The 17,923-nt window shown below is 61.5% G+C and carries 24 protein-coding genes and 3 tRNA genes; 17 read left to right on the forward strand and 10 right to left on the reverse strand.

Going from position 1 to position 17,923, the window contains the following annotated elements:
• The first annotated feature begins 3 nt into the window (after positions 1-3).
• The 7 genes from NKH16_RS02465 to NKH16_RS02495 are packed head-to-tail and all read left to right on the forward strand — an operon-like array spanning position 4 to position 4,652.
• Positions 4-1,101: a hypothetical protein gene (locus tag NKH16_RS02465; protein WP_352898234.1), complete on the forward strand. Its 1,098-nt coding sequence runs from the start codon at positions 4-6 to the stop codon at positions 1,099-1,101.
• A complete protein-coding gene (locus NKH16_RS02470; RefSeq protein WP_352898236.1) occupies positions 1,094-2,251 on the forward strand; it encodes a DUF5131 family protein in 1,158 nt (385 codons plus the stop codon). The genes NKH16_RS02465 and NKH16_RS02470 overlap by 8 nt, the downstream gene beginning before the upstream one ends.
• A complete protein-coding gene (locus NKH16_RS02475; protein ID WP_352898239.1) occupies positions 2,248-2,526 on the forward strand; it encodes a hypothetical protein in 279 nt (92 codons plus the stop codon). Before NKH16_RS02470 ends, NKH16_RS02475 begins: the two co-directional genes overlap by 4 nt.
• Complete coding sequence (locus NKH16_RS02480) at positions 2,523-2,981, forward strand: ASCH domain-containing protein (protein ID WP_352898240.1); 459 nt, start codon at positions 2,523-2,525, stop codon at positions 2,979-2,981. The genes NKH16_RS02475 and NKH16_RS02480 overlap by 4 nt, the downstream gene beginning before the upstream one ends.
• Complete coding sequence (locus NKH16_RS02485) at positions 2,982-3,197, forward strand: hypothetical protein (RefSeq protein ID WP_352898242.1); 216 nt, start codon at positions 2,982-2,984, stop codon at positions 3,195-3,197.
• The gene (locus NKH16_RS02490; protein ID WP_352859719.1) at positions 3,194-3,445 is read left to right on the forward strand and encodes a hypothetical protein; all 252 of its coding nucleotides are present in this window, start codon (positions 3,194-3,196) and stop codon (positions 3,443-3,445) included. Before NKH16_RS02485 ends, NKH16_RS02490 begins: the two co-directional genes overlap by 4 nt.
• The gene (locus NKH16_RS02495; protein ID WP_352898244.1) at positions 3,438-4,652 is read left to right on the forward strand and encodes a hypothetical protein; all 1,215 of its coding nucleotides are present in this window, start codon (positions 3,438-3,440) and stop codon (positions 4,650-4,652) included. The genes NKH16_RS02490 and NKH16_RS02495 overlap by 8 nt, the downstream gene beginning before the upstream one ends.
• A 71-nt stretch (positions 4,653-4,723) precedes the next feature.
• On the opposite strand, the gene NKH16_RS02500 is transcribed toward NKH16_RS02495, so the two are convergent.
• Together NKH16_RS02500 and NKH16_RS02505 are read right to left on the reverse strand one after the other, a co-directional pair.
• Positions 4,724-4,797, reverse strand: a tRNA-Gly gene (locus NKH16_RS02500).
• Positions 4,798-4,864: 67 nt separating this feature from the next.
• Positions 4,865-4,949 (reverse strand) — tRNA-Tyr (locus NKH16_RS02505).
• A 202-nt stretch (positions 4,950-5,151) separates the two neighbouring features.
• Between NKH16_RS02505 and NKH16_RS02510 the strand changes: the two genes are divergently transcribed.
• Positions 5,152-6,003, forward strand: a complete 852-nt coding sequence (locus tag NKH16_RS02510) for a TrmH family RNA methyltransferase (protein WP_352898247.1) — start codon at positions 5,152-5,154, stop codon at positions 6,001-6,003.
• A gap of 120 nt (positions 6,004-6,123) precedes the next feature.
• Here the strand turns inward: NKH16_RS02510 and NKH16_RS02515 are convergent, their stop codons facing one another.
• The 3 genes from NKH16_RS02515 to gcl all read right to left on the reverse strand — a co-directional run bounded on the left by NKH16_RS02515 (position 6,124) and on the right by gcl (position 9,860).
• On the reverse strand, positions 6,124-7,014 hold the full coding sequence (locus NKH16_RS02515; RefSeq protein WP_352746798.1) for a 2-hydroxy-3-oxopropionate reductase: 891 nt from the start codon (positions 7,012-7,014) through the stop codon (positions 6,124-6,126).
• Positions 7,015-7,257: 243 nt separating this feature from the next.
• Complete coding sequence (hyi, locus tag NKH16_RS02520; protein ID WP_352746796.1) at positions 7,258-8,055, reverse strand: hydroxypyruvate isomerase; 798 nt, start codon at positions 8,053-8,055, stop codon at positions 7,258-7,260.
• 23 nt (positions 8,056-8,078) lie between these two features.
• Positions 8,079-9,860, reverse strand: a complete 1,782-nt coding sequence (gene gcl / locus NKH16_RS02525; RefSeq protein WP_352746794.1) for a glyoxylate carboligase — start codon at positions 9,858-9,860, stop codon at positions 8,079-8,081.
• 202 nt (positions 9,861-10,062) lie between these two features.
• On the opposite strand from gcl, the gene bhcR reads away from it, so the two are divergent.
• Entirely contained in the window at positions 10,063-10,911 is an 849-nt protein-coding gene (gene bhcR, locus NKH16_RS02530; protein ID WP_352746792.1) for an HTH-type transcriptional regulator BhcR, read from the forward strand.
• Positions 10,912-10,960: 49 nt separating this feature from the next.
• Here bhcR and NKH16_RS02535 read toward each other — a convergent pair whose 3' ends face one another.
• From NKH16_RS02535 to NKH16_RS02545, 3 genes are all read right to left on the reverse strand, one after another.
• On the reverse strand, positions 10,961-11,317 hold the full coding sequence (locus NKH16_RS02535; protein WP_352451067.1) for a hypothetical protein: 357 nt from the start codon (positions 11,315-11,317) through the stop codon (positions 10,961-10,963).
• A gap of 427 nt (positions 11,318-11,744) precedes the next feature.
• On the reverse strand, positions 11,745-12,044 hold the full coding sequence (locus NKH16_RS02540; RefSeq protein ID WP_352746790.1) for a BA14K family protein: 300 nt from the start codon (positions 12,042-12,044) through the stop codon (positions 11,745-11,747).
• A 176-nt stretch (positions 12,045-12,220) separates the two neighbouring features.
• Positions 12,221-12,388: a hypothetical protein gene (locus NKH16_RS02545; RefSeq protein ID WP_352492505.1), complete on the reverse strand. Its 168-nt coding sequence runs from the start codon at positions 12,386-12,388 to the stop codon at positions 12,221-12,223.
• Positions 12,389-12,544: 156 nt separating this feature from the next.
• On the opposite strand from NKH16_RS02545, the gene NKH16_RS02550 reads away from it, so the two are divergent.
• The 5 genes from NKH16_RS02550 (at position 12,545) to NKH16_RS02570 (ending at position 14,259) form a co-directional block, all read left to right on the forward strand.
• Positions 12,545-12,620: transfer RNA gene (locus NKH16_RS02550), tRNA-Thr, on the forward strand.
• Positions 12,621-12,773: 153 nt separating this feature from the next.
• Positions 12,774-13,013 carry a hypothetical protein gene (locus tag NKH16_RS02555; protein ID WP_156937488.1) on the forward strand — a complete coding sequence of 80 codons (240 nt, stop codon included), beginning with the start codon at positions 12,774-12,776 and terminating at the stop codon, positions 13,011-13,013.
• A 275-nt stretch (positions 13,014-13,288) separates the two neighbouring features.
• Positions 13,289-13,486, forward strand: coding sequence for a hypothetical protein (locus NKH16_RS02560; protein WP_084641813.1), 198 nt, complete (start codon positions 13,289-13,291; stop codon positions 13,484-13,486).
• A gap of 135 nt (positions 13,487-13,621) precedes the next feature.
• On the forward strand, positions 13,622-13,987 hold the full coding sequence (locus tag NKH16_RS02565) for a cupin domain-containing protein (RefSeq protein WP_352746788.1): 366 nt from the start codon (positions 13,622-13,624) through the stop codon (positions 13,985-13,987).
• A gap of 5 nt (positions 13,988-13,992) precedes the next feature.
• A complete protein-coding gene (locus tag NKH16_RS02570) occupies positions 13,993-14,259 on the forward strand; it encodes a hypothetical protein (RefSeq protein WP_352746786.1) in 267 nt (88 codons plus the stop codon).
• Positions 14,260-14,323: 64 nt separating this feature from the next.
• Here NKH16_RS02570 and NKH16_RS02575 read toward each other — a convergent pair whose 3' ends face one another.
• Positions 14,324-14,890: a DUF2569 family protein gene (locus NKH16_RS02575; RefSeq protein WP_352746784.1), complete on the reverse strand. Its 567-nt coding sequence runs from the start codon at positions 14,888-14,890 to the stop codon at positions 14,324-14,326.
• A 130-nt stretch (positions 14,891-15,020) separates the two neighbouring features.
• Between NKH16_RS02575 and NKH16_RS02580 the strand changes: the two genes are divergently transcribed.
• Positions 15,021-15,221 (forward strand): DUF2905 domain-containing protein, encoded by a 201-nt coding sequence (locus tag NKH16_RS02580; RefSeq protein WP_352746781.1) that lies wholly within the window; start codon positions 15,021-15,023, stop codon positions 15,219-15,221.
• Between the two features lie 31 nt (positions 15,222-15,252).
• On the opposite strand, the gene NKH16_RS02585 is transcribed toward NKH16_RS02580, so the two are convergent.
• Positions 15,253-15,867 (reverse strand): TetR/AcrR family transcriptional regulator, encoded by a 615-nt coding sequence (locus tag NKH16_RS02585; protein ID WP_352746778.1) that lies wholly within the window; start codon positions 15,865-15,867, stop codon positions 15,253-15,255.
• 91 nt (positions 15,868-15,958) lie between these two features.
• On the opposite strand from NKH16_RS02585, the gene NKH16_RS02590 reads away from it, so the two are divergent.
• Both NKH16_RS02590 and NKH16_RS02595 read left to right on the forward strand, forming a co-directional pair.
• Positions 15,959-17,065 carry a polyamine ABC transporter substrate-binding protein gene (locus tag NKH16_RS02590; RefSeq protein ID WP_352746775.1) on the forward strand — a complete coding sequence of 369 codons (1,107 nt, stop codon included), beginning with the start codon at positions 15,959-15,961 and terminating at the stop codon, positions 17,063-17,065.
• A 13-nt stretch (positions 17,066-17,078) separates the two neighbouring features.
• Complete coding sequence (locus NKH16_RS02595) at positions 17,079-17,921, forward strand: ABC transporter permease (protein WP_502894982.1); 843 nt, start codon at positions 17,079-17,081, stop codon at positions 17,919-17,921.
• The last annotated feature ends 2 nt before the right edge of the window (positions 17,922-17,923 follow it).

Below are 17,923 nucleotides of genomic sequence, written 5' to 3' on the forward strand. Positions count from 1 at the left end.
GAAATGACGCTGATAGCCGAATCGCCAGCCGCACAGGTGGGGGAAGACCAGATCAAGCACATGGTTGCCCGCTTTCTTGGATGGAAGCTGCCGGAGAATTTCAATCCTGATGCAGGGATTAGCTTCAAGGCGGCTTTCAACGAGCACACTAATCATCCGATGAAGCATGAGCCTTCCGGCACCAATCTCTTCGATGCCGTGCAGGCAGAAGCGATGGTACGCTACATGACTGATGGGATGCCGTCAGGCGCCACCCCGCCGGCCCTGCTGAAAGAGCGAGATGAGGCCATCAGCCAAGCGTTGCAGTGGAAGGCCGAGGCTGAGCGCCTTCGGGCCGCCCATCGAGTCGACGTCAACCACCCAATAATGATGCTAGAAGACGTCATCACTTGGCTAAAACACCATCGGTTCACGCACAGCGATTGGGCGTCATGGTTCGAGGCACATCCTGACGATCCCCGCATCAAAAGCGGCATTGGGACGGCTGACTTTCATCGGAAGGTAGAGGCACGCTACAATGAAATGATCCGATGTCTCACCGCTCTCGCAACCACCCAGGCGGCGGATGGGGGACGCACCGTGATTGAGGAACTACAGTTCGCGCTGCATTCGAATGACCTTGGCATCCGAGACCGCGCCGATCAAACAGCACGCTTGTATCTCGCCGCCCTCAAGGCCCAAGCCGCCCCTGCCACGCTGGACGTGCCCATGGTGGATACGGCTATCGAGAATATGCGGGAAGATCCGTTCATTGACGACGCTAGCCTGCTCGGAACAACCCAGCAAGACCTTCGCATGGAACACTACGCTAAGGTCGTCATCGCGTCCCTCGCCCCTGCCACTCTCAAGAAAAACGAATACATTCGCGGCTATGTCGACGGGTACAAGGAAGGAACGTTGATCGATATCGATACAGCATCAACAACATCAGATCTTGGCGACGGCCAAGAGGGCGGAGCCTTAGTAGCGTCAGATCAGAACGTCGATGCGAATGAAGCTCCGCCCGCCCCAACGTCGGCGGTGGAAACGTGGCTGGATGCTGACGGCGGCGCCGACATCGTCATGCGGCATACCAATATCGATGGAGTGGAAAATGGCTGACCATTCCTCGATCGAGTGGACCGACGCGACCTGGAACCCGATCACCGGCTGCTCGATCGTCTCGCCCGGCTGCATCAACTGCTACGCTATGAAGCTCGCCGGCACCCGGCTGAAGCACCTCGACAGCCGCAAGGGCCTGACGCGCGACACCAAGGCCGGCCCTGTCTGGACCGGCGAAGTGCGGCTCAACCGGCAATGGCTTCATCAGCCGCTCGATTGGAAGAAGCCGCGCAGGATCTTCGTCTGCGCCCATGGCGACCTGTTCGCCGAAAACGTCCCGGACGAATGGATCCTAGACGTGTTCACCGTCATGGCCGCCGCCGACCATCACACCTACCAGGTGCTGACCAAGCGTGCCGACCGCATGCGCGAGTTCCTGTCGCGCCGTGACCTGCTCGAGGACATCTACGTCAACTGGTACACTTTCACCGGCAAGCCGGCCGAGGTCTATTCCTGGCCGCTGCACAACGTCTGGTGCGGCGTCTCGGCCGAGGATCAGAAGCGCGCCGACGAGCGCGTGCCCGAACTGCTGGCGACTCCAGCCGCGATCCGCTTCGTCTCGGCCGAGCCGCTGCTTGGACCAATCAGGTTCGACCGGATTGGGGAGTTCACCGACACCTTCGAAGACTGCGGCGGTCATCCCGATCCGCACTGGCCGGCGAATGCCCAGGATGCGACTTGGTTGAATGCGCCTGCCGGAAAGATGCAGGCGGAAGCGCGTGATCCCTCCGGAAATCGCCTGGGCGACATCGACGTCGGGCTTCGGCATGATGGCGGAAAGCTCGACTGGATCATCGTTGGCGGCGAGAGCGGCCCGGGCGCGCGGCCGATGCATCCTGCCTGGGCGCGATCGATCCGCGACCAGTGTGCCGCTTCAGGGACGGCGTTCTTTTTCAAACAATGGGGCGAGTGGGCACCGCAAATCGGCGCTGTCGACGGGTGGACGCTCGACGACAATCCGGAAATCAGCCGGTTCGAACACCGTGAATGGGAAGACGGTCGCTGGAGTGAGCCCTTCTGGCCCATGTGGTGCGATTGGCAGGATGGCAACTACGACGAAGAACAATGCGTCTCGCGGATCGGCAAGAAACGTGCCGGCCGGCTGCTCGACGGCGTCGAACACAACGCCATGCCGGGGGTCAGCGCATGACCATCAAGCATCAAGGCATTTGCGGCGTCGTGACGGCACCTGACGGGCACGTGGTCGCCACCCACTCGGATTTTGAACGCCAGGGCTACGGCGGCTTCAGTCTTAAGGAGGCGCAGACCATCCGTGTCCGGGAAGGTCTCAAGCGAGCGTTCCTGCGCGTGTTTCTGTTCCAAGGTCTCACCAGTAAGACGAGCGGCTATTTCTGCGATCAGTTCTGGGAGAACGCCATGGAGCATGGCTACCGCATGGAAACCTTCTACGAGGTGGCGGCATGAAAGCGCTGACAATCTGGCAGCCATGGGCGACGCTGATCATCGCCGGCGTCAAACCCTACGAGTTTCGCGGCTGGCCGGCGCCGAAGGCGCTGCGCGGCACAAGGATCGCCATTCATGCCGGCGCGCGGCCGGTCAGGAAAGCCGAGTTGGCGGACCTGATAATCCGCCTGCGCTCCACCGAATCGTGGTCAACCGCGCTGAAGCCGGAGGCGCTGGCCATGCTCGAGCGCTGGCATTCCAACCCGTTCGCGCTGCCGTTGGCCTCGATCATCGGCACGGCAATGCTGGGCGAGCCGAAGCTCGCCCACGATATCGTCGCCGAATTCGGCGCGAAGCTGAATGACAGCGATCGCGACGAGCATACCAACTGGGCTTGGCCTCTGTCCGACATCGTGCCGCTGGAGCCGATCCAGCCGGCGAAGGGTTTGCAGGGCTTCTGGGATTGGAGGGCATAGGTGCACGCCCTGCACTACATCTATCGCTGGGATCGCCACGGCCGCAAAGGCCAGCCCTGCGCCGCGACGGCACGCAGCAAGCCAGGCGCGGCCTCATTCGCGCTGCCGGGCTTCGGACTGCCCAAGCCGGCCCGCTTCAACTCGATCCGCGTCGAGTTCGCCAACGGCTACAAGATGGTCACCAGCGGCAACGCCATCCGAAAGGCAAAGCCATGAAGCGGGACGAGCGATTCGTACCGCGCTTCATGACCGACCAGGAGCTGCGCGCCTGGTTCGGCCTGTCCGAGCGCGCGCTCGACCGGCTGCGCGCCACGCGCCATTTTCCACGCCGCGACGAGCTTGTGAACAAGACCGATCGCCGTTCCGTCGAAGTTTTCTTTGACCGCCGCGCCGGTTTGGACTCTCCTTCCCGTGCCGGCGGCATTCCCGCCGCCGTGGACGGAGAGGAAAATTTTAATGACTGAACAGCGAAAGGACCGGCCGGGCTACAAATACCGGCCGAGGACGGATGGCAGCCGCGCCCACTACTGGGTGCCGCAGCGGGCTTGCAAGAAGGCGCCGAAGGCGCTCGACCCGCGGCCGATCACCGATGAAGCGATCGCCAAAGCCATCCTTGAACATCCAGATGTCACAACTGACGACCAGGCCATCTCGAAAATCTGCCAGACCTGGACGGATGAATTGCTCGCCGATCTGGAAGACCACGGCAAGAGCCCGGAATATGACGGTTCCGTCGCGTCGGCGGTGATGGTCTACAAGACGCATCCGCAATCGCCCTATAAGGCGCTGAAGCACCCGACGCGCATTCGTGACTATGATCCCTCGCTGAGGCTCATCATCGACACCGTCGGCAAGCGCCTGGTGCGCAACCTGGTCGGCTCGGATTTCCGCCGCTGGTTCGAGCAATGGGGATCGAAGGGCCGCACGCGCCGTGCCCATGGCGCCATCCGCAAGCTGCGATCGGTCCTGTCCTTCGGAACGACAGAACGCCTGGCTGGCTGCGCCCAGGCGCGCGAGATCCTGTCCTTGATGGAATTCGCCACACCGGACCCGCGCCGCGTCAAGATGGAATACAGGCACGCGCTCGCCATCTGCGCCACGGCGATCAAGCTGAAGCGGCCGTCGATCGCGCTGACACAGGCGCTGCAATGGGACACCGCGCTGCGCCGCATCCACATCATCGGCGAATGGCTTCCACTCGAGGCCGGCGATGCCGGCGGCATTGTGCGCGGCAACACCAAGTGGCGCGGCCTGACGGTGGCCGACATCTCGGCCGACCATGTCCTTACCGTACCGATCACCGCCAAGAACAAGGCGGCGACCGAGCACGATCTGAGCAAATGCCCATTGGTGCAGATGGTGCTGAGGCGCATCAAGCTGCCCGCCTTCGGGCCGTTGATCGTCTCGGAAGCGACCGGCCTGCCCTACCGGGAAAACTATTATGCCACCGACTGGCGCGAGGTGGCGACCGCGGCGAAGGTGCCGGCAAGCGTCTGGTCGATGGACACCCGCGCTGGCGCGATTTCGGAAGCCGAGATCGCCACCGATCTCGAATCTGCCCGCAAGATGGCCGGCCACACCACCACCAAGACGACGCAAGGCTACGTCCGCAACGGCGACCTCGACAACAACCGCAAGGTAGCCGAGGCGCGAGCCAAACTAAGACAGTGACACGCCAGTGACACGCGTGACACGGCGCACTTTTCAGAAAGCGATTTCATCAATAATTTCAAGTGGATGGCTGGAGCGGGTAGCGGGAATCGAACCCGCATATTCAGCTTGGAAGGCTGCTGCTCTACCACTGAGCTATACCCGCGCCTTTCAGTCAAGCATCGGATCCGCTCCGACGCTCGCTCTGCGTTTCAGGGCTTCCGGGCCGGCAGTGGTGGAGAGGGTTGGATTTGAACCAACGTAGGCATAGCCAACGGATTTACAGTCCGTCCCCTTTAACCACTCGGGCACCTCTCCAGTCTGCCGCCGGAGCCATGCAACGAGGCATCGACGCGTCGCGGCTGCCTGAGCAGCCCTTCCGCGAAGCGCCTTATGGCGGCAGCGCCCAAAACTGTCAACCGCAACAGTCCGGCAAAAAGCGCTGAATTTCGCACCTCGCCCGACAAGCAGCTTATGCAGCTGTATCCATGGCCGGACGACACGGCTATAGAAGCCGGCCATGAGCAACGATAACAAATTGAAGACCCCGAAAGACACCCACTACGCCAAGCTGCGGCGCGCGCATCGCGACGAGAAGAGCGGCGGCGCGCCGGCGTTCAGGCCGCGCCAGCCGGTGCCGGCCGGCGAGAACGCCGCGGACGGGCTGGTGCGGCTTTACGGGCTGCACACGGTGCGGGCCGCACTCGACAATCCGCGCCGAAAAATCAAGAAGATGCTGGTGACGCGCAACGCTGCCGAGCGGCTGGCAATCGCCGACCTTGGCGCTTTGCCCTTCAAGGCGGAACTGGTCGAACCCAGGGACATCGACAAGGTCACCGGCTCGGATGCCGTGCACCAGGGCGTGCTGATCGAGGCCGAGCCGCTGAAACCGAAACGCCTCGATGCGCTCGGCGACACCAGTCTGGTGCTGGTGCTCGACCAGATCACCGATCCGCACAATGTCGGTGCGATCCTGCGCTCGGCCGTGGCTTTCGGCGCCGGTGCACTGATCACCACGGCGCGCCACAGCCCGCAGGAATCCGGCGTGCTGGCGAAATCGGCCTCCGGCGCGCTCGAGCATATCGATCAGATCGAGGTGAAGAACCTCGCCGACGCGCTGGGGCAGCTGCACGAGGCCGGATTCCAGACGATCGGCCTGGATTCGGACGGGCCGGCCGAGCTCGAAACGAGCTTTGCCGGAGAAAAGATCGCGTTGGTACTTGGCGCCGAGGGCAAAGGCCTGCGCCAGAAAACGCGCGAAACGGTGACGACGCTCGCCCGCCTCGACATGCCGGGCGCCATCCGCTCGCTCAACGTGTCGAATGCCGCGGCGGTGGCGCTTTATGCGGCGAGGAAATTTTTGAAAGAGTGAATGGTGAATGGTGAATGGTGAGACTGTCCGTAAGTCGTGACCAATTCACTACCAACTACTCACCTATCTGCAACTGACTACCTATTCACCATTCACCATTCACCATTCACCATTCACTATTCACTTTTGACCCACTTCACATCCCGCCATCCGCTCCAGCGCCCGAACCAGCGCCGAATGATCCTCCTTTGACCCGCCATTCGCCGCGCACGAGTTGAACAATTGCTGCGTCGTTGAAGTGTTGGGTAGTGCTACCCCAAGCGCCTTCGCGCCTTCCAGCGCCAGATTGAGATCCTTCTGGTGGAGTTCGATGCGGAAGCCGGGCGCGAAAGTGCGCTTGATCATGCGCTCGCCATGCACTTCCAGGATGCGCGAGTTTGCGAGCCCGCCCATCAGCGCCTGCCGGACCTTGGCCGGGTCGGCGCCGGCTTTTGAAGCAAAGACAAGCGCTTCGGCGACGGCCTCGATAGTCAGCGCGACGACGATCTGATTGGCGACCTTGGTGGTCTGGCCGACGCCGTTAGGCCCGACCAAAGTGATGTTCTTGCCCAACTTCTCGAAGATAGGCCTGACGCGTTCGTAGGCATTTTTTTCGCCGCCGACCATGATCGTCAGCGATGCCGCTTTGGCCCCGACCTCGCCGCCCGACACCGGCGCGTCGAGGTAGTCGCAGCCGAGATCGTTGATCTTTTTTGCAAAGGCCTTGGTCTCGATCGGCGAGATCGAGCTCATGTCGATGACCAGCTTGCCTTTAGTGAGGCCTGACGCGACGCCGTTCTCACCGAACAGCACGTCGGCGACCTGCGGCGTATCCGGAACCATGGTGATGACGATGTCGGCGGCACGCGCGACGGCATCATGGCCGGTGACGGCCTTCAGGCCCTTGGCGACGAGGTCGGCCGGCGGTTTCGAGCGGTGGTCGCTGGCGACGACCTGATAACCGGCGTCTAGCAAATGCCCCGCCATCGGCGCGCCCATGATGCCGAGACCGATGAAGCCGATTGTGTCCATGTTTTTCTCCGTTTCTTGTTAAGGGGGCTTTCCTGCGGGCCCCCCTCTGGCCTGCCGGCCATCTCCCCCACGAGTGGGGAGATCGGCAGTTGCCGCGCCGGCCCTTAAACTTTCCCGACCTCGAAAATTGGCGAAAGCGGCGGTGACATCCAATCTCCCTCCTTGTGGGGGAGATGCCAAGTTTTGGCAAAGAGGGCAGGCCAGAGGGGGGCGCGCAGGAACGCGACGTGCGATGCGTAGCGTCTACGCCGCCGCGCTGCCCTTCCCGGCCGCGTCCCGAAACCAGCCAAGCCCGGCTTCTGTTCCAGCCTTCGGCTTGTACTCCGCCCCGATCCAGCCGGAATAGCCGATGCGGTCGATGTGGTTGTACAGGAAGGGAAAATTGATCTCGCCCGTCCCCGGCTCATGACGGCCGGGATTATCCGCAAGCTGGATATGCGCGATGCGGTTGAGGTGTGCCTCGATGGTACGGGCGAGATCCCCCTCCATGATCTGCATGTGATAGATATCGTATTGCAGGAACAGGTTCTTCGAGCCGACGCGGTCGATCAGCGCCAGGGCCTGATCCGAGTAATTCAGGAAAAAACCCGGAATGTCGCGGGTGTTGATCGGCTCGATCAGCAGCCTGATGCCGGCCTGCTCCAGCTTTTCGGCCGCGAAAGCCAGATTTTCGGCGAAGACGTCTTCCAGCGCGGAGCGATCGACGCCTTGCGGCGCGATACCGGCGAGGCAGTTGACCTGCTCGCAGCCGAGCGCATGGGCATAGGTGACGACCTTGGCAATGCCCTGCCGGAACTCCGGCACGCGGTCGGGCAGGATCGCGATGCCGCGCTCGCCCTTGGCCCAGTCGCCGGCAGGCAGGTTGAACAGGACCTGCGTCAGCCCGTTCTTCTTCAACCTGGCCGCGACGACATCCGGCGCATGGTCATAGGGGCCGATATACTCGACGCCCTTGAAGCCGGCGCGGGCGGCGGCATCGAAGCGGTCGAGGAAGTCATGCTCGCCAAAGAGCATCGAAAGATTGGCTGAGAACCGTGGCATGGCAGTAGTTCCTCATGTGCGGCTTAATCGAGCATGACGATCGCCGTGGGGGCATCTTCATGGCGTTCGGCAAGCTCCTCGAATTCGGTGACCTTGTCGATTTCGGTACCCATCGAAACGTTGGTGACGCGCTCGAGGATGAATTCGAGCACCACCGGAACCTGGTGCTCGTCCATCAGGCGCTTTGCCTCTTCGAAGGCACCGGCGAATTCCTCCGGCCGGCGCACCCTGACGGCCTTGCAGCCCATCGCCTCGGCAACGGCGACGTGGTCGACGCCGTAGCCCGCCTCTGGATCGCCCTGTCGATTGACGTTCTCGAAGGCGAGGCTGACTTCGAAATCCATCGAAAAGCCGCGCTGCGCCTGGCGGATCAGGCCGAGATAGGCATTGTTCACGACGACATGGATGTAGGGCAATTTGTGCTGTGCGCCGGCCGCCAGTTCCTCGATCATGAACTGGAAATCATAGTCGCCGGACAATGCCACAATTGTGCGGTCCGGATCAGCGGCCCGAACGCCGAGGGCTGCCGGCAATGTCCAGCCGAGCGGGCCGGCCTGGCCGCAATTGATCCAGTTGCGTGGCTTGTAGACGTGCAGGAATTGCGCCCCGGCGATCTGGGACAGGCCGATCGTGGTGACATAGGTGGTGTCGCGGCCGAACGCCTTGTTCATCTCCTCGTAGACGCGCTGCGGCTTCAGCGGCACCTGGTCGAAATGCGTCTTGCGTTTCATCGTCTTCTTGCGCTGCCGGCATTCGCCGGCCCAGCCCGACCAGTCGCGCAATTTCCCGGCCGTCCTCCATTCGGTTGCGACGTCGAGCAGCATTTTCAGCGCCGCACCGGCGTCCGAGACGACGCCAAGGTCTGGTGCGAAGACCCGGCCGATCTGCGTCGGCTCGATATCGACGTGGATGAATTTCTTGCCCTTGGTGTAGACGTCGACCGAACCGGTGTGGCGGTTGGCCCAGCGGTTGCCGATGCCGAAAACGAAATCGGCTTCGAGCATCGTGGCATTGCCATAGCGGTGCGAGGTCTGCAGCCCGCACATGCCGGCCATCAGGCGGTGGTCGTCGGGGATCGCGCCCCAGCCCATCAGCGTCGGAATGACAGGCACGCCGGCGACCTCGGCGAACTCGATCAGCAGATCGGACGCATCGGCGTTGATGATGCCGCCGCCGGCGACGATGACAGGCTTTTCCGCCGCATTCAGCATCGTCAACGCCTTCTCGGCCTGGGCGCGCGACATTGCCGGCTTGAACGGCACCAGCGGCTCGTAGGCATCGATGTCGAACTCGATCTCGGTCAGTTGCACATCGACAGGCAAATCGATCAGCACCGGCCCCGGCCGCGACGAGCGCATCAGATGGAACGCTTTCTGCAGCGCCATCGGCACGAGATAGGGTTCCATGACGGTGACCGCCCATTTGGCGACGGGTGCAGCGATCGCCGCAATGTCGACGGCCTGAAAATCCTCCTTGTTGAGACGCGCGCGCGGCGCCTGCCCGGTGATGCAGAGGATGGGAATTGAATCGGCAGCGGCCGAATAGAGGCCGGTGATCATGTCGGTGCCGGCAGGACCCGAGGTGCCGATGCACAGACCGATATTGCCCGATCTGGCGCGGGTAAACCCTTCGGCCATATGCGAGGCCGCCTCGACGTGACGCGCAAGGATGTGGCGGATACTGCCCCTCGCCTTCAGTGCCGAATAGAGCGGGTTGATCGCAGCACCCGGCACGCCGAAGGCACAGGAGATGCCTTCCTTTTCGAGAACGAGAACCGCTGCGTCGACTGCGCGCATCCTGGCCATGTCAGCCTCCACGGAATTGTTGATAGCCGATGATGCCAGCGCACCAATGATTTTTCAATTTTTTCAGAATATTTTTCCATTTCTAGAAAACAGCTCTTGTTGGTTGAATTGATTGGTCTTTCTGTTTTCCACGAATTCGCTTCGCAAATCGGTGAAAAACTTTTTCATTGCTTGTTGGGCGAACAGAGCGAAGAATGGCCCGATGGAAACCACCGAAAAACGCCAGCGCGGCCGGCCGCGCGCCTTCAACGGGCCGGCCGAGGCCGCCTCGGTGCAGTCGCTGGACCGGGCGCTGCGGATCCTGGCAATCGTCGCCGATGGCAGTGGCCTGTCGCTGAGCGAGATCGCCGCCAGTTCCGGTCTGCCGGCATCCACCGCCTACCGCATGCTGACGACGCTGGAAAACCACGGCATGGTCGAGTTCGACGGCCCTGACCAACTGTGGTCGATCGGCGTCGAGACCTATCGCATGGGGGCGGCGTTCCTGCGCCGCCGCAAGCTGGTCGACCGCGCCCGCATCGTCATGCAGGAATTGATGGAGAAGACCGGCGAGACCGCCAATCTCGGCGTCGCCGAGGACGATTGCGTCGTCTTCGTCAGTCAGGTCGAGACGCACCAGGCGATCCGCGCCTTTTTCCGGCCGGGCACGCGCAGCTCTTTCCATGCATCGGGCATCGGCAAGGCGGTGCTGGCGTATCTCGAGCCGGAGCGCGTCGCCACCATCCTGCGCCGGGCCGGGCTGGAGCGCTTCACCGAAAACACGCTGTCCGATATCTCGGCTCTCGCCCGCGACCTGGTGACGATCAAGCTGCGCGGCTGGTCGGTTGACGACGAGGAGCGGCATCCGGGCATGCGCTGCGTTGCCGCCGCCATCTTCAATGAATTCGGCGAGCCGATCGGCGGCGTTTCGGTCTCCGGGCCGACAGTACGGGTCACGCCGGAACGGCTGGCCGAGATCGGGCCGCTGGTGCACGATGCGGCGGCGGAGGTGACGAGGATGATCGGCGGACTGCCGACCCCTCCCGGCCTTGGCAGCGAGCCGAGCGCATAGCAGCGCTGACCAGCGCGGAATGGTGCGACATCTGCCAGGATGGCCAGAGCTAGGCCCCGGGCACCGCGCTCTTGGTCGATAGGTCGTAGAAATCAAGCAGCATCGCCAGCCCAACTCCGCAGGCGGTGAAGATGAGGCCGGCAATGAAGATACGATTGGCGCGTTCATAAACGCGCCGTTGTAGAGACGTTATGTCGAGCAGCAACCGCAGCGCTCGTATCTGCAGGGCAATGCCGATCAAAATCGGCACGACGGCGGCCAGGTGATAGATTTCCCATGGTATCGGGTTGGCGGCCCAATGCGTGATGAAGCCCAGCGAGAACGCCAGCAGGATGCCGACTGTGGTGATTGTGCCGTTGCGGAAAACCGTCTCGATCGGCTCTTCGTTCGGATCGTGCTCGCCCAAGCGCCCTCTCCCTGTTTCGGTATCGGTGCAGATTAGGCTGTTGGGAAATCGCTGTATACTGCCGGGTTCCTGGTGAAATCAGAGACAAAATGATAGCTCAATTGCTTGGAGACTGAAGCTGGCGCTGCCCCTCATTGCCCTGCCGGGCATTTCTCCCCGTATAGTGACGGGGAGAAAGAAGCTGACCGAGACCTTGGCGCCCTCTTGCAGCGCTGGAGACTGGCAAAATCATCGCCGAGAGCGTCCCTTCTCCCCGTCACTATACGGGGAGAAGATGCTGGCAGGCAGATGAGGGGCAGCGCCGACACTGATAGTCAGTCGATTTCGACAAGAAGCCTATCGCCGAACAACAGAAAAAGGGCCAGTGGGGCGCCCTTCTTCCGGTTGCATGAAACGGTCACCTCCTCCCAAGCTGGCATCGTGGCCCTCAAAGCCAGCAGCGATGGCGATAGCCGTCGTAGCCGACATAGGTGTCCGAGTACGGGTCGTAGCTCTGGTAGCGATTGAGGCAGCGCCGGACGTGCCACGAGCCGCCGCCTTCCTCGATATAGACAGTGCGCGGCTGGGCCAGCGCGCTGCCGAGCAGGAAGCCGCCGACACCTGCGGCAATGCCGATGCCGAGGTGCTTGTGCTTGTGATGGGCGGCCGACGGCTGAACGGTGCCGACCAGCATGGCGGCGGCGACAGTGGTGGCGACGAGGCCGGCAACGATGGTGCGCTTGAACATGACGATCTCCTTGTTGTGGGAGGCGATCCAACCGCCTCTTGACCATCAGTCGTCGCAACAAGGAAAAAGGTTCGAAGGTCTTTTTGGATTTTTTCTCGGCGGGAGAAATCGCGCGGTCTGATGCGCGAACACGAACGGTCGCGCCGTCGACAGTTCACCGAAACAGTCGGCAGGCCTCATCCCATGCCGGTGATATGCCGCAGCCAGAAGGCGAGCGCGATGAAACCGATGATGGTGGTGACGCCGGTCCAGTCGATATTGGCGCGCTTCAGGTCCTTGATGAGCTTCACCAGGAGAACCCAGGCCACGACGACGAGCGGGAGAATGATGACAAACCTGATCATGCGACTGCCTCGCTGATGCGATTGCATCTTCGATCAATATAGGAAGCGAATTGGCCGTTTTCAGGACGCCCTGGCGGCAGAACCGGCGCGTTCGCGGCAGCCGAAAACGGAGTTTTGTCTTTACTGGCGCGGCAGATATGGTAACCGGAGCGCCGTGCCCTTGTAGCTCAGCTGGTAGAGCAGCGGTTTTGTAAACCGAAGGTCGGCGGTTCGATTCCGTCCGGGGGCACCAGTACGGGCTTCTTGAGACCTCCGGGGCGCTTGATATCTGCTCATCCCCGATATCCACAGGCCGGGGCCGTCAGGATCGGTAGCACATCAGCTTCAACGCATATATTCCCTAGCGGAAACCATAGTTCCCTAGCGGAAAACCTAGGAGTCTTCGTTGGAGCAGAAACGCACGACCGCCCCCTTCATCAACGGCATATTTGGCGGATTTATCGTCTTCGCCTTCGCGTTCGGTTTCCGTTTCCTGCTAAGTCCCGATCCCGATCCAACATCAAGAGCAACGACAAGCCTTTCAGTACTGGCCTTCGCCATTTGTTTCGGCGCAGCCTTCCTCCGCGAGCACCGGCGCCAGATTGCCGCCGCCAGAGAATATATAAGCCGCCCAAGATCGTATTAGGGGCGTACGTGTCGGGACCGTCCTCGTCGGGTCACCAGAAACTTCCGTGAAATTGCTGGCAAAATCTGTCGCCAGACAACGAGTTAGCATCTCATATCTAGAGACGCTGAGCCCGGGCGTGACTTCGCGGTTGCAGAGCCGTCATTTCGGCCCTCTCTCCCGGCCTCGGCCATCTCGTACCATTCGATTAAATTGCTCCTGTGTATATTAGCACTCGCTCAATTAAGCGCGCCGACAATGTCGGTGCGGCGGGCCAAAAACCAAAGGGTGTTGTCATGCGAAGTGATTTCGCCGCGGCGCGCGAGCTTTTGGAGTGCGCACAAAACCGCCTCTGCGGCGCGGATGAAACGAGCCGACGCGTCAACGAGGCCCTCGACGCGCTGATTGAAGAAATAGCCATCGCGGAATTCCGCAAGGCGCCACTGACGGTCGTGCCGTTTCCGCGTGCGCGGCCGCCTAAGCATGTTCGGTAGAGCGCTGATCGCCCGCGTTGACGAAGAGCCGGCAACTGGTGTTTCCGCAATCGCCCGTTGGAGCGTCGTTGAACGACCAAGCCTTTGACGATAGAGTTGCCGAGCAGTGGTGCTCTGAAACTCCGGAGCCGATCCATGTCACGCTGTGGAGATGTCTACGAGAACAAGGTGACCGGCGAATATGCGGTCATCCTGCGTGGCACCGAAGACCGCGGCCAGGGACCTGGCATCGCTCATCTGACCGCCCGGCCGGGAGCCGCAGTGGTGGGCGAGCACTTCCACCCGAACCTGACGGGACGGTTTACCATCCTCCGTGGCCGTCTCGACGCTTGCATCGCCGGGAAAAGTTTGTCCCTGGGGCCTGGCCAATCCGCCATGGTCGAAGCAGGCGTCGCACATGATTGGTGGAACAGCAGCAAAACCGAAGAAGCGCATGTCCTGGTCGAAGTCGACCGGGCGCCAGGTGCGGACAATGTCGACCGAACCGTTTCGAGCTGCTGATCGGCATGCTCTTCGGCCTGGCCAATGCCGGCAAGGTGGACAGAAAAGGTAGACCTTCGCCGCTTCAGGCAGCAGTCATCGCCAGAGAATTTGCCGACGTGATCGTCTTCACGCACCCGCCACCTGCGATTCAGCGAGTGGCGCTGGGGTTCCTGGCGCCACTCGGCCATCTGCTTGGCTATCACGCGATCGACCCCGTCTACTGCAAGCCGCACGGGCATGTCATGCCGGCTCCTGAAATCCTCGCTCGAGCAGGCCTAGTAGCCGGATGATCCGGGTCCATATTGGGCGCCCGGCATTTTTGTCGGCAGCCATACGCAGGACTCGCGGCAAGCTCTATGAAGCACTCGCGACCTGACCGGATATGGCGGCCCTGTCGAACGTGTTTCTCACCCTGACCGACTTGTAGACGTAGGCGACCCAGATCCCGGTCAGTACAAAAGAAACTGCGGGCATTACCAGCGCATCCCATGCAAGCACCAAGCTCACGGGAGCGCTCATAACCGCTGAGATCCATACCGCGTCCAGAATAAACACGATTGGTATTGCAAACCACTGATACAGGAATAGCTGCTTGAAGCGGTAACTCCGCAGCAGCATCGCAAAGAGCACAACCACCTGGAACACCACAAACGCCAGCAAGAGGGCAATCTCTCCGTAGACCGCCAAGGTGCCATTCGGGAGCGTCATGAGCTGTCGGTAGCCTTCACTCGATGAGCCCAATGAGACGAGCGTGCGTAGCGGGGAGAAAGCCTGAAGGATCGCCAGCAGCATAAGCCAGCCTCCGAAACCTACGAGAGCCGAAGTATCCTGTAATGGCTTTGCGGCTGACCGAACGGCAAAGAAAACAGGCACGCCGATCAGCAGCAGCACCATAGCCCAATGCCAGATGGAAATCTGCATCCAATCCCTCCCTTGATACCCTTTTAGGTTGTATCAGATTTCAACCTCAACTCAAGAGGCAACATCGAAAGGAAGCGCTGCTTGCAACACTATATTTCTGGCACGATGCTATTTCCGGCAGGATGCTGCCATGTCGCGAACTCTGATCGTCGTTGGTCTCAGCATAGTTGCCTTAGCCCTGCTGTGGCCTTGGTTGGCTCGGACCGGCCTTGGCAGGCTGCCCGGCGATATCGTGATCGAGCGTGAGAACTTCAGGCTTTATGTCCCTATCACCACGGGGATACTGGTCAGCATCGTGCTCTCGGCCATTCTATGGCTGATCAACCGGTAGGCGATCCTCCGGCTGCGGGCCCTTGATCTTCTTACACTCCGATCGCCGCAACCAAAATCCGGTTCTGCCGTCGTATCGCCGCCCGCAACTCGGCAATCCTCGCCCCTTCGCGCTTCACGAATTCGATGAACATCATGTTCATGTTGTTGAAGATGAGTTCGCCGAGTGCCGGCCCGTCGATGTCGCGGCGCACCAGGCCGAGCGCCTGCAGGCGGACGATCAGCGCGCGGATCTGCTCTGTCAGGGCGCGGTCCAGCCCGGTATAGGCCTGGCCGAACGGGCTGTCGGGCAGTTGCGTCGAGATCGCCATCGCCTGTCGCCACATCTCCTTGCTGAGATAATGCAGCGAATGCTCGATATAGATGCCGAGCAGCGTATCCAGCGCGTCGCCGACATTTGCCGGCGGGTTGGCGACGACGCCGCGCCCGGCATTCAGCACCTCGTTGACCTCCATCGAGACGATGGCGCCGAGGATGTCGCCCTTGTTCTGGTAGTAATTGTAGATGGTGCCGACCGAGACTTCGGCCTGCGCCGCGATGGTCTCGATCTTGGCGCCTTCATAACCGGCATCGCGGAAAAGCGCCGCCGCTGCCTCGATGATGCGGCGGTGCCGATCCGCCTTCTGCCTTGCCCGCAATCCGCTCATATCGGCTGTTTGCCACAAAAACAGAATTGACTCAATTTTAGAATTGGTTCAATTTTTTCCTACAAGCCAAAAAGGCAAGGGAGAACACTCGATGTCCGTCAATCCAAAGACCCCCAATCCAACCGTCAGGAATCCTCTTTCCGTTCTAAAGAGCCATCTCCAAGGCGCCTGTGCCGCGGCAGCACTGCTGCTGGCGGCGGGCAGCCTCGCTCAGGCGCAGGATCTCAACGCACTGATCTGGTGCGATCACGCCGATCCGGCGCTGCTGCAGCCGTTCGAGGAGGCCAACGGCGTCAAGGTCAATGTCAAGGAGTTCGAAGGCACCGGCGCCGGCCTGGCGATCGTCGATCAATCACAGCCCGGCGATTGGGACGTGATGGTGATCGACAGCATCGACGTGCCACGCGGCGTCGAAAAAGGCCTGTTCGAGCCACTGCCGGAAGACAAGCTGCCGCTGGCCGACCTGTTTCCGCAGGTGAAGATGGACAGTTCCACCGTCGTCGACGGCAAGCGCTACGGCATCACCGAAAAGTTCGGCTACAACACGATCGGCTACAACAAGACCAAGGTCGATCCGGCCGACATGCAGTCGCTTGCCGCGCTGACCGGCGATAAATACAAGGGCAAGATCGCCATCTACGATTATTACCTGCCGGTCATCGGCATGGCCGCACTGGCGATCGGCAAAAAGACCGCCGACCTGACCGAAGCCGACCTTCCCGCCATCAAGGAAGAGCTGCTCAAAATGAAGGCCAACGCCAAGCTGGTCGGCGAAGTGACCGCCAGCCAGACGGCGCTGGCGACCGGCGAGGTCGACATTCTGGTCGGCGGCGGCGAATGGGTGACGGCGGGACTGGCCAAGGAAAACCCTGCCCTCGACTTCTCGATACCGAAAGAAGGGGCCGTGCTGTGGTCGCAGTCGCTGGCAATGTTCAAGGATTCCAAGAACAAGGAGCTGGCGCTTAAATTCATCCAGTACATTATGAGCCCCGAAGGCCAGGCGCGGCTCGCCACCTCGTCCTGCTATTGGGGCATGCCGGCAAACAGCAAGGCGGCGTTGAGCGACGAGCAGAAGAAGATCCTGCGCTTCGACGAGCAGCCGGAATTCCTCGCCCGCGCCCAGTCCTATCCGGCGCCGAACGCCGATCTCGACAAGAAGATGCAGGACGTCTGGACCGAAATGCTGCAGGCGCAATGACCGGCTGCCGGTCGTGAACGCCGCCAACAGCGGGCGTGCCCTGCCCTGGGCGCTGGTCACGCCGGCGCTCGGCTGGACGTTGCTGTTCTTCGTGCTGCCCTTCGTCGCCATGGCGGTATCCAGCCTGACGGCGCATGAAGGCGGCGGCTTCACGCTGTCCAACTACAGCCAGTTCTTTGCCAATCCTTCCTACTGGCAGGCAATGGTGAACTCGCTGCAGGTCACAGCAATCGTCACCGTGATCTCGGTGCTGCTCGCCTATCCTTTTGCCTGGATCCTGGCCGAACAGGTGCCGGAGCGCTGGCAGCGGCTGGCGCTGATGCTGGCGGTGCTGCCGTTCTGGACCTCCTATGTCGTGCGCTCCTATTCGTGGCTGCTGGTGCTGGCGCAAAACGGCGTCGTCAACCGCGCACTGACAGGCTCCGGCCTGTCCAGCGAACCGCTGCAGCTCGCCAATACTCGGCTGGCCACCGTCACCGGCTTCGTGCATTTCTTCGTCATGCTGTTGACGCTGACGATCTTCGCCAATCTGAAGCAGCTCAGCCCCAGCTACCGCAAGGCCGCCGCCGACCTCGGCGCCGGGCCGGTTCGGACTTTCCTGCATGTCGTTCTGCCGCTGACGCTCCCCGGTATCATGGTCGGCGCCTTCCTCACCTTTGTGCTGTGCATCGGCGACTACATCACGCCGCAGATCCTCGGCGGCAACAACGAGCTTTTGATGCCGCAACTCGTCATGATGCAGATCGGCCGGCGCGGCGACTTTCCGCTCGCCTCGGCGCTGTCGATCATCCTGATGGCGGTCGTCACCATTGCCTATCTCGCCTGCTCCCGCTGGCTGAAGATCGAGCGGGCCTGACC

This window comes from Mesorhizobium sp. M1307 (genome assembly GCF_040318155.1).
GTDB lineage: Bacteria > Pseudomonadota > Alphaproteobacteria > Rhizobiales > Rhizobiaceae > Mesorhizobium.

Bases quoted from the DNA above. Each gene is read 5' to 3' on its own strand.
- NKH16_RS02470 (WP_352898236.1), top strand. From the start codon at position 1,094: ATGGCTGACCATTCCTCGATCGAGTGGACCGACGCGACCTGGAACCCG.
- NKH16_RS02565 (WP_352746788.1), top strand. From the start codon at position 13,622: ATGTCACGCTGTGGAGATGTCTACGAGAACAAGGTGACCGGCGAATAT.
- NKH16_RS02475 (WP_352898239.1), top strand. From the start codon at position 2,248: ATGACCATCAAGCATCAAGGCATTTGCGGCGTCGTGACGGCACCTGAC.
- bhcR (WP_352746792.1), top strand. From the start codon at position 10,063: ATGGAAACCACCGAAAAACGCCAGCGCGGCCGGCCGCGCGCCTTCAAC.
- NKH16_RS02465 (WP_352898234.1), top strand. From the start codon at position 4: ATGACGCTGATAGCCGAATCGCCAGCCGCACAGGTGGGGGAAGACCAG.
- gcl (WP_352746794.1), bottom strand. From the start codon at position 9,860: ATGGCCAGGATGCGCGCAGTCGACGCAGCGGTTCTCGTTCTCGAAAAG.
- NKH16_RS02515 (WP_352746798.1), bottom strand. From the start codon at position 7,014: ATGGACACAATCGGCTTCATCGGTCTCGGCATCATGGGCGCGCCGATG.
- NKH16_RS02495 (WP_352898244.1), top strand. From the start codon at position 3,438: ATGACTGAACAGCGAAAGGACCGGCCGGGCTACAAATACCGGCCGAGG.
- NKH16_RS02590 (WP_352746775.1), top strand. From the start codon at position 15,959: ATGTCCGTCAATCCAAAGACCCCCAATCCAACCGTCAGGAATCCTCTT.
- NKH16_RS02580 (WP_352746781.1), top strand. From the start codon at position 15,021: ATGTCGCGAACTCTGATCGTCGTTGGTCTCAGCATAGTTGCCTTAGCC.
- NKH16_RS02570 (WP_352746786.1), top strand. From the start codon at position 13,993: ATGCTCTTCGGCCTGGCCAATGCCGGCAAGGTGGACAGAAAAGGTAGA.
- NKH16_RS02540 (WP_352746790.1), bottom strand. From the start codon at position 12,044: ATGTTCAAGCGCACCATCGTTGCCGGCCTCGTCGCCACCACTGTCGCC.
- NKH16_RS02480 (WP_352898240.1), top strand. From the start codon at position 2,523: ATGAAAGCGCTGACAATCTGGCAGCCATGGGCGACGCTGATCATCGCC.
- NKH16_RS02490 (WP_352859719.1), top strand. From the start codon at position 3,194: ATGAAGCGGGACGAGCGATTCGTACCGCGCTTCATGACCGACCAGGAG.
- hyi (WP_352746796.1), bottom strand. From the start codon at position 8,055: ATGCCACGGTTCTCAGCCAATCTTTCGATGCTCTTTGGCGAGCATGAC.
- NKH16_RS02510 (WP_352898247.1), top strand. From the start codon at position 5,152: ATGAGCAACGATAACAAATTGAAGACCCCGAAAGACACCCACTACGCC.
- NKH16_RS02545 (WP_352492505.1), bottom strand. From the start codon at position 12,388: ATGATCAGGTTTGTCATCATTCTCCCGCTCGTCGTCGTGGCCTGGGTT.
- NKH16_RS02585 (WP_352746778.1), bottom strand. From the start codon at position 15,867: ATGAGCGGATTGCGGGCAAGGCAGAAGGCGGATCGGCACCGCCGCATC.
- NKH16_RS02560 (WP_084641813.1), top strand. From the start codon at position 13,289: ATGCGAAGTGATTTCGCCGCGGCGCGCGAGCTTTTGGAGTGCGCACAA.
- NKH16_RS02575 (WP_352746784.1), bottom strand. From the start codon at position 14,890: ATGCAGATTTCCATCTGGCATTGGGCTATGGTGCTGCTGCTGATCGGC.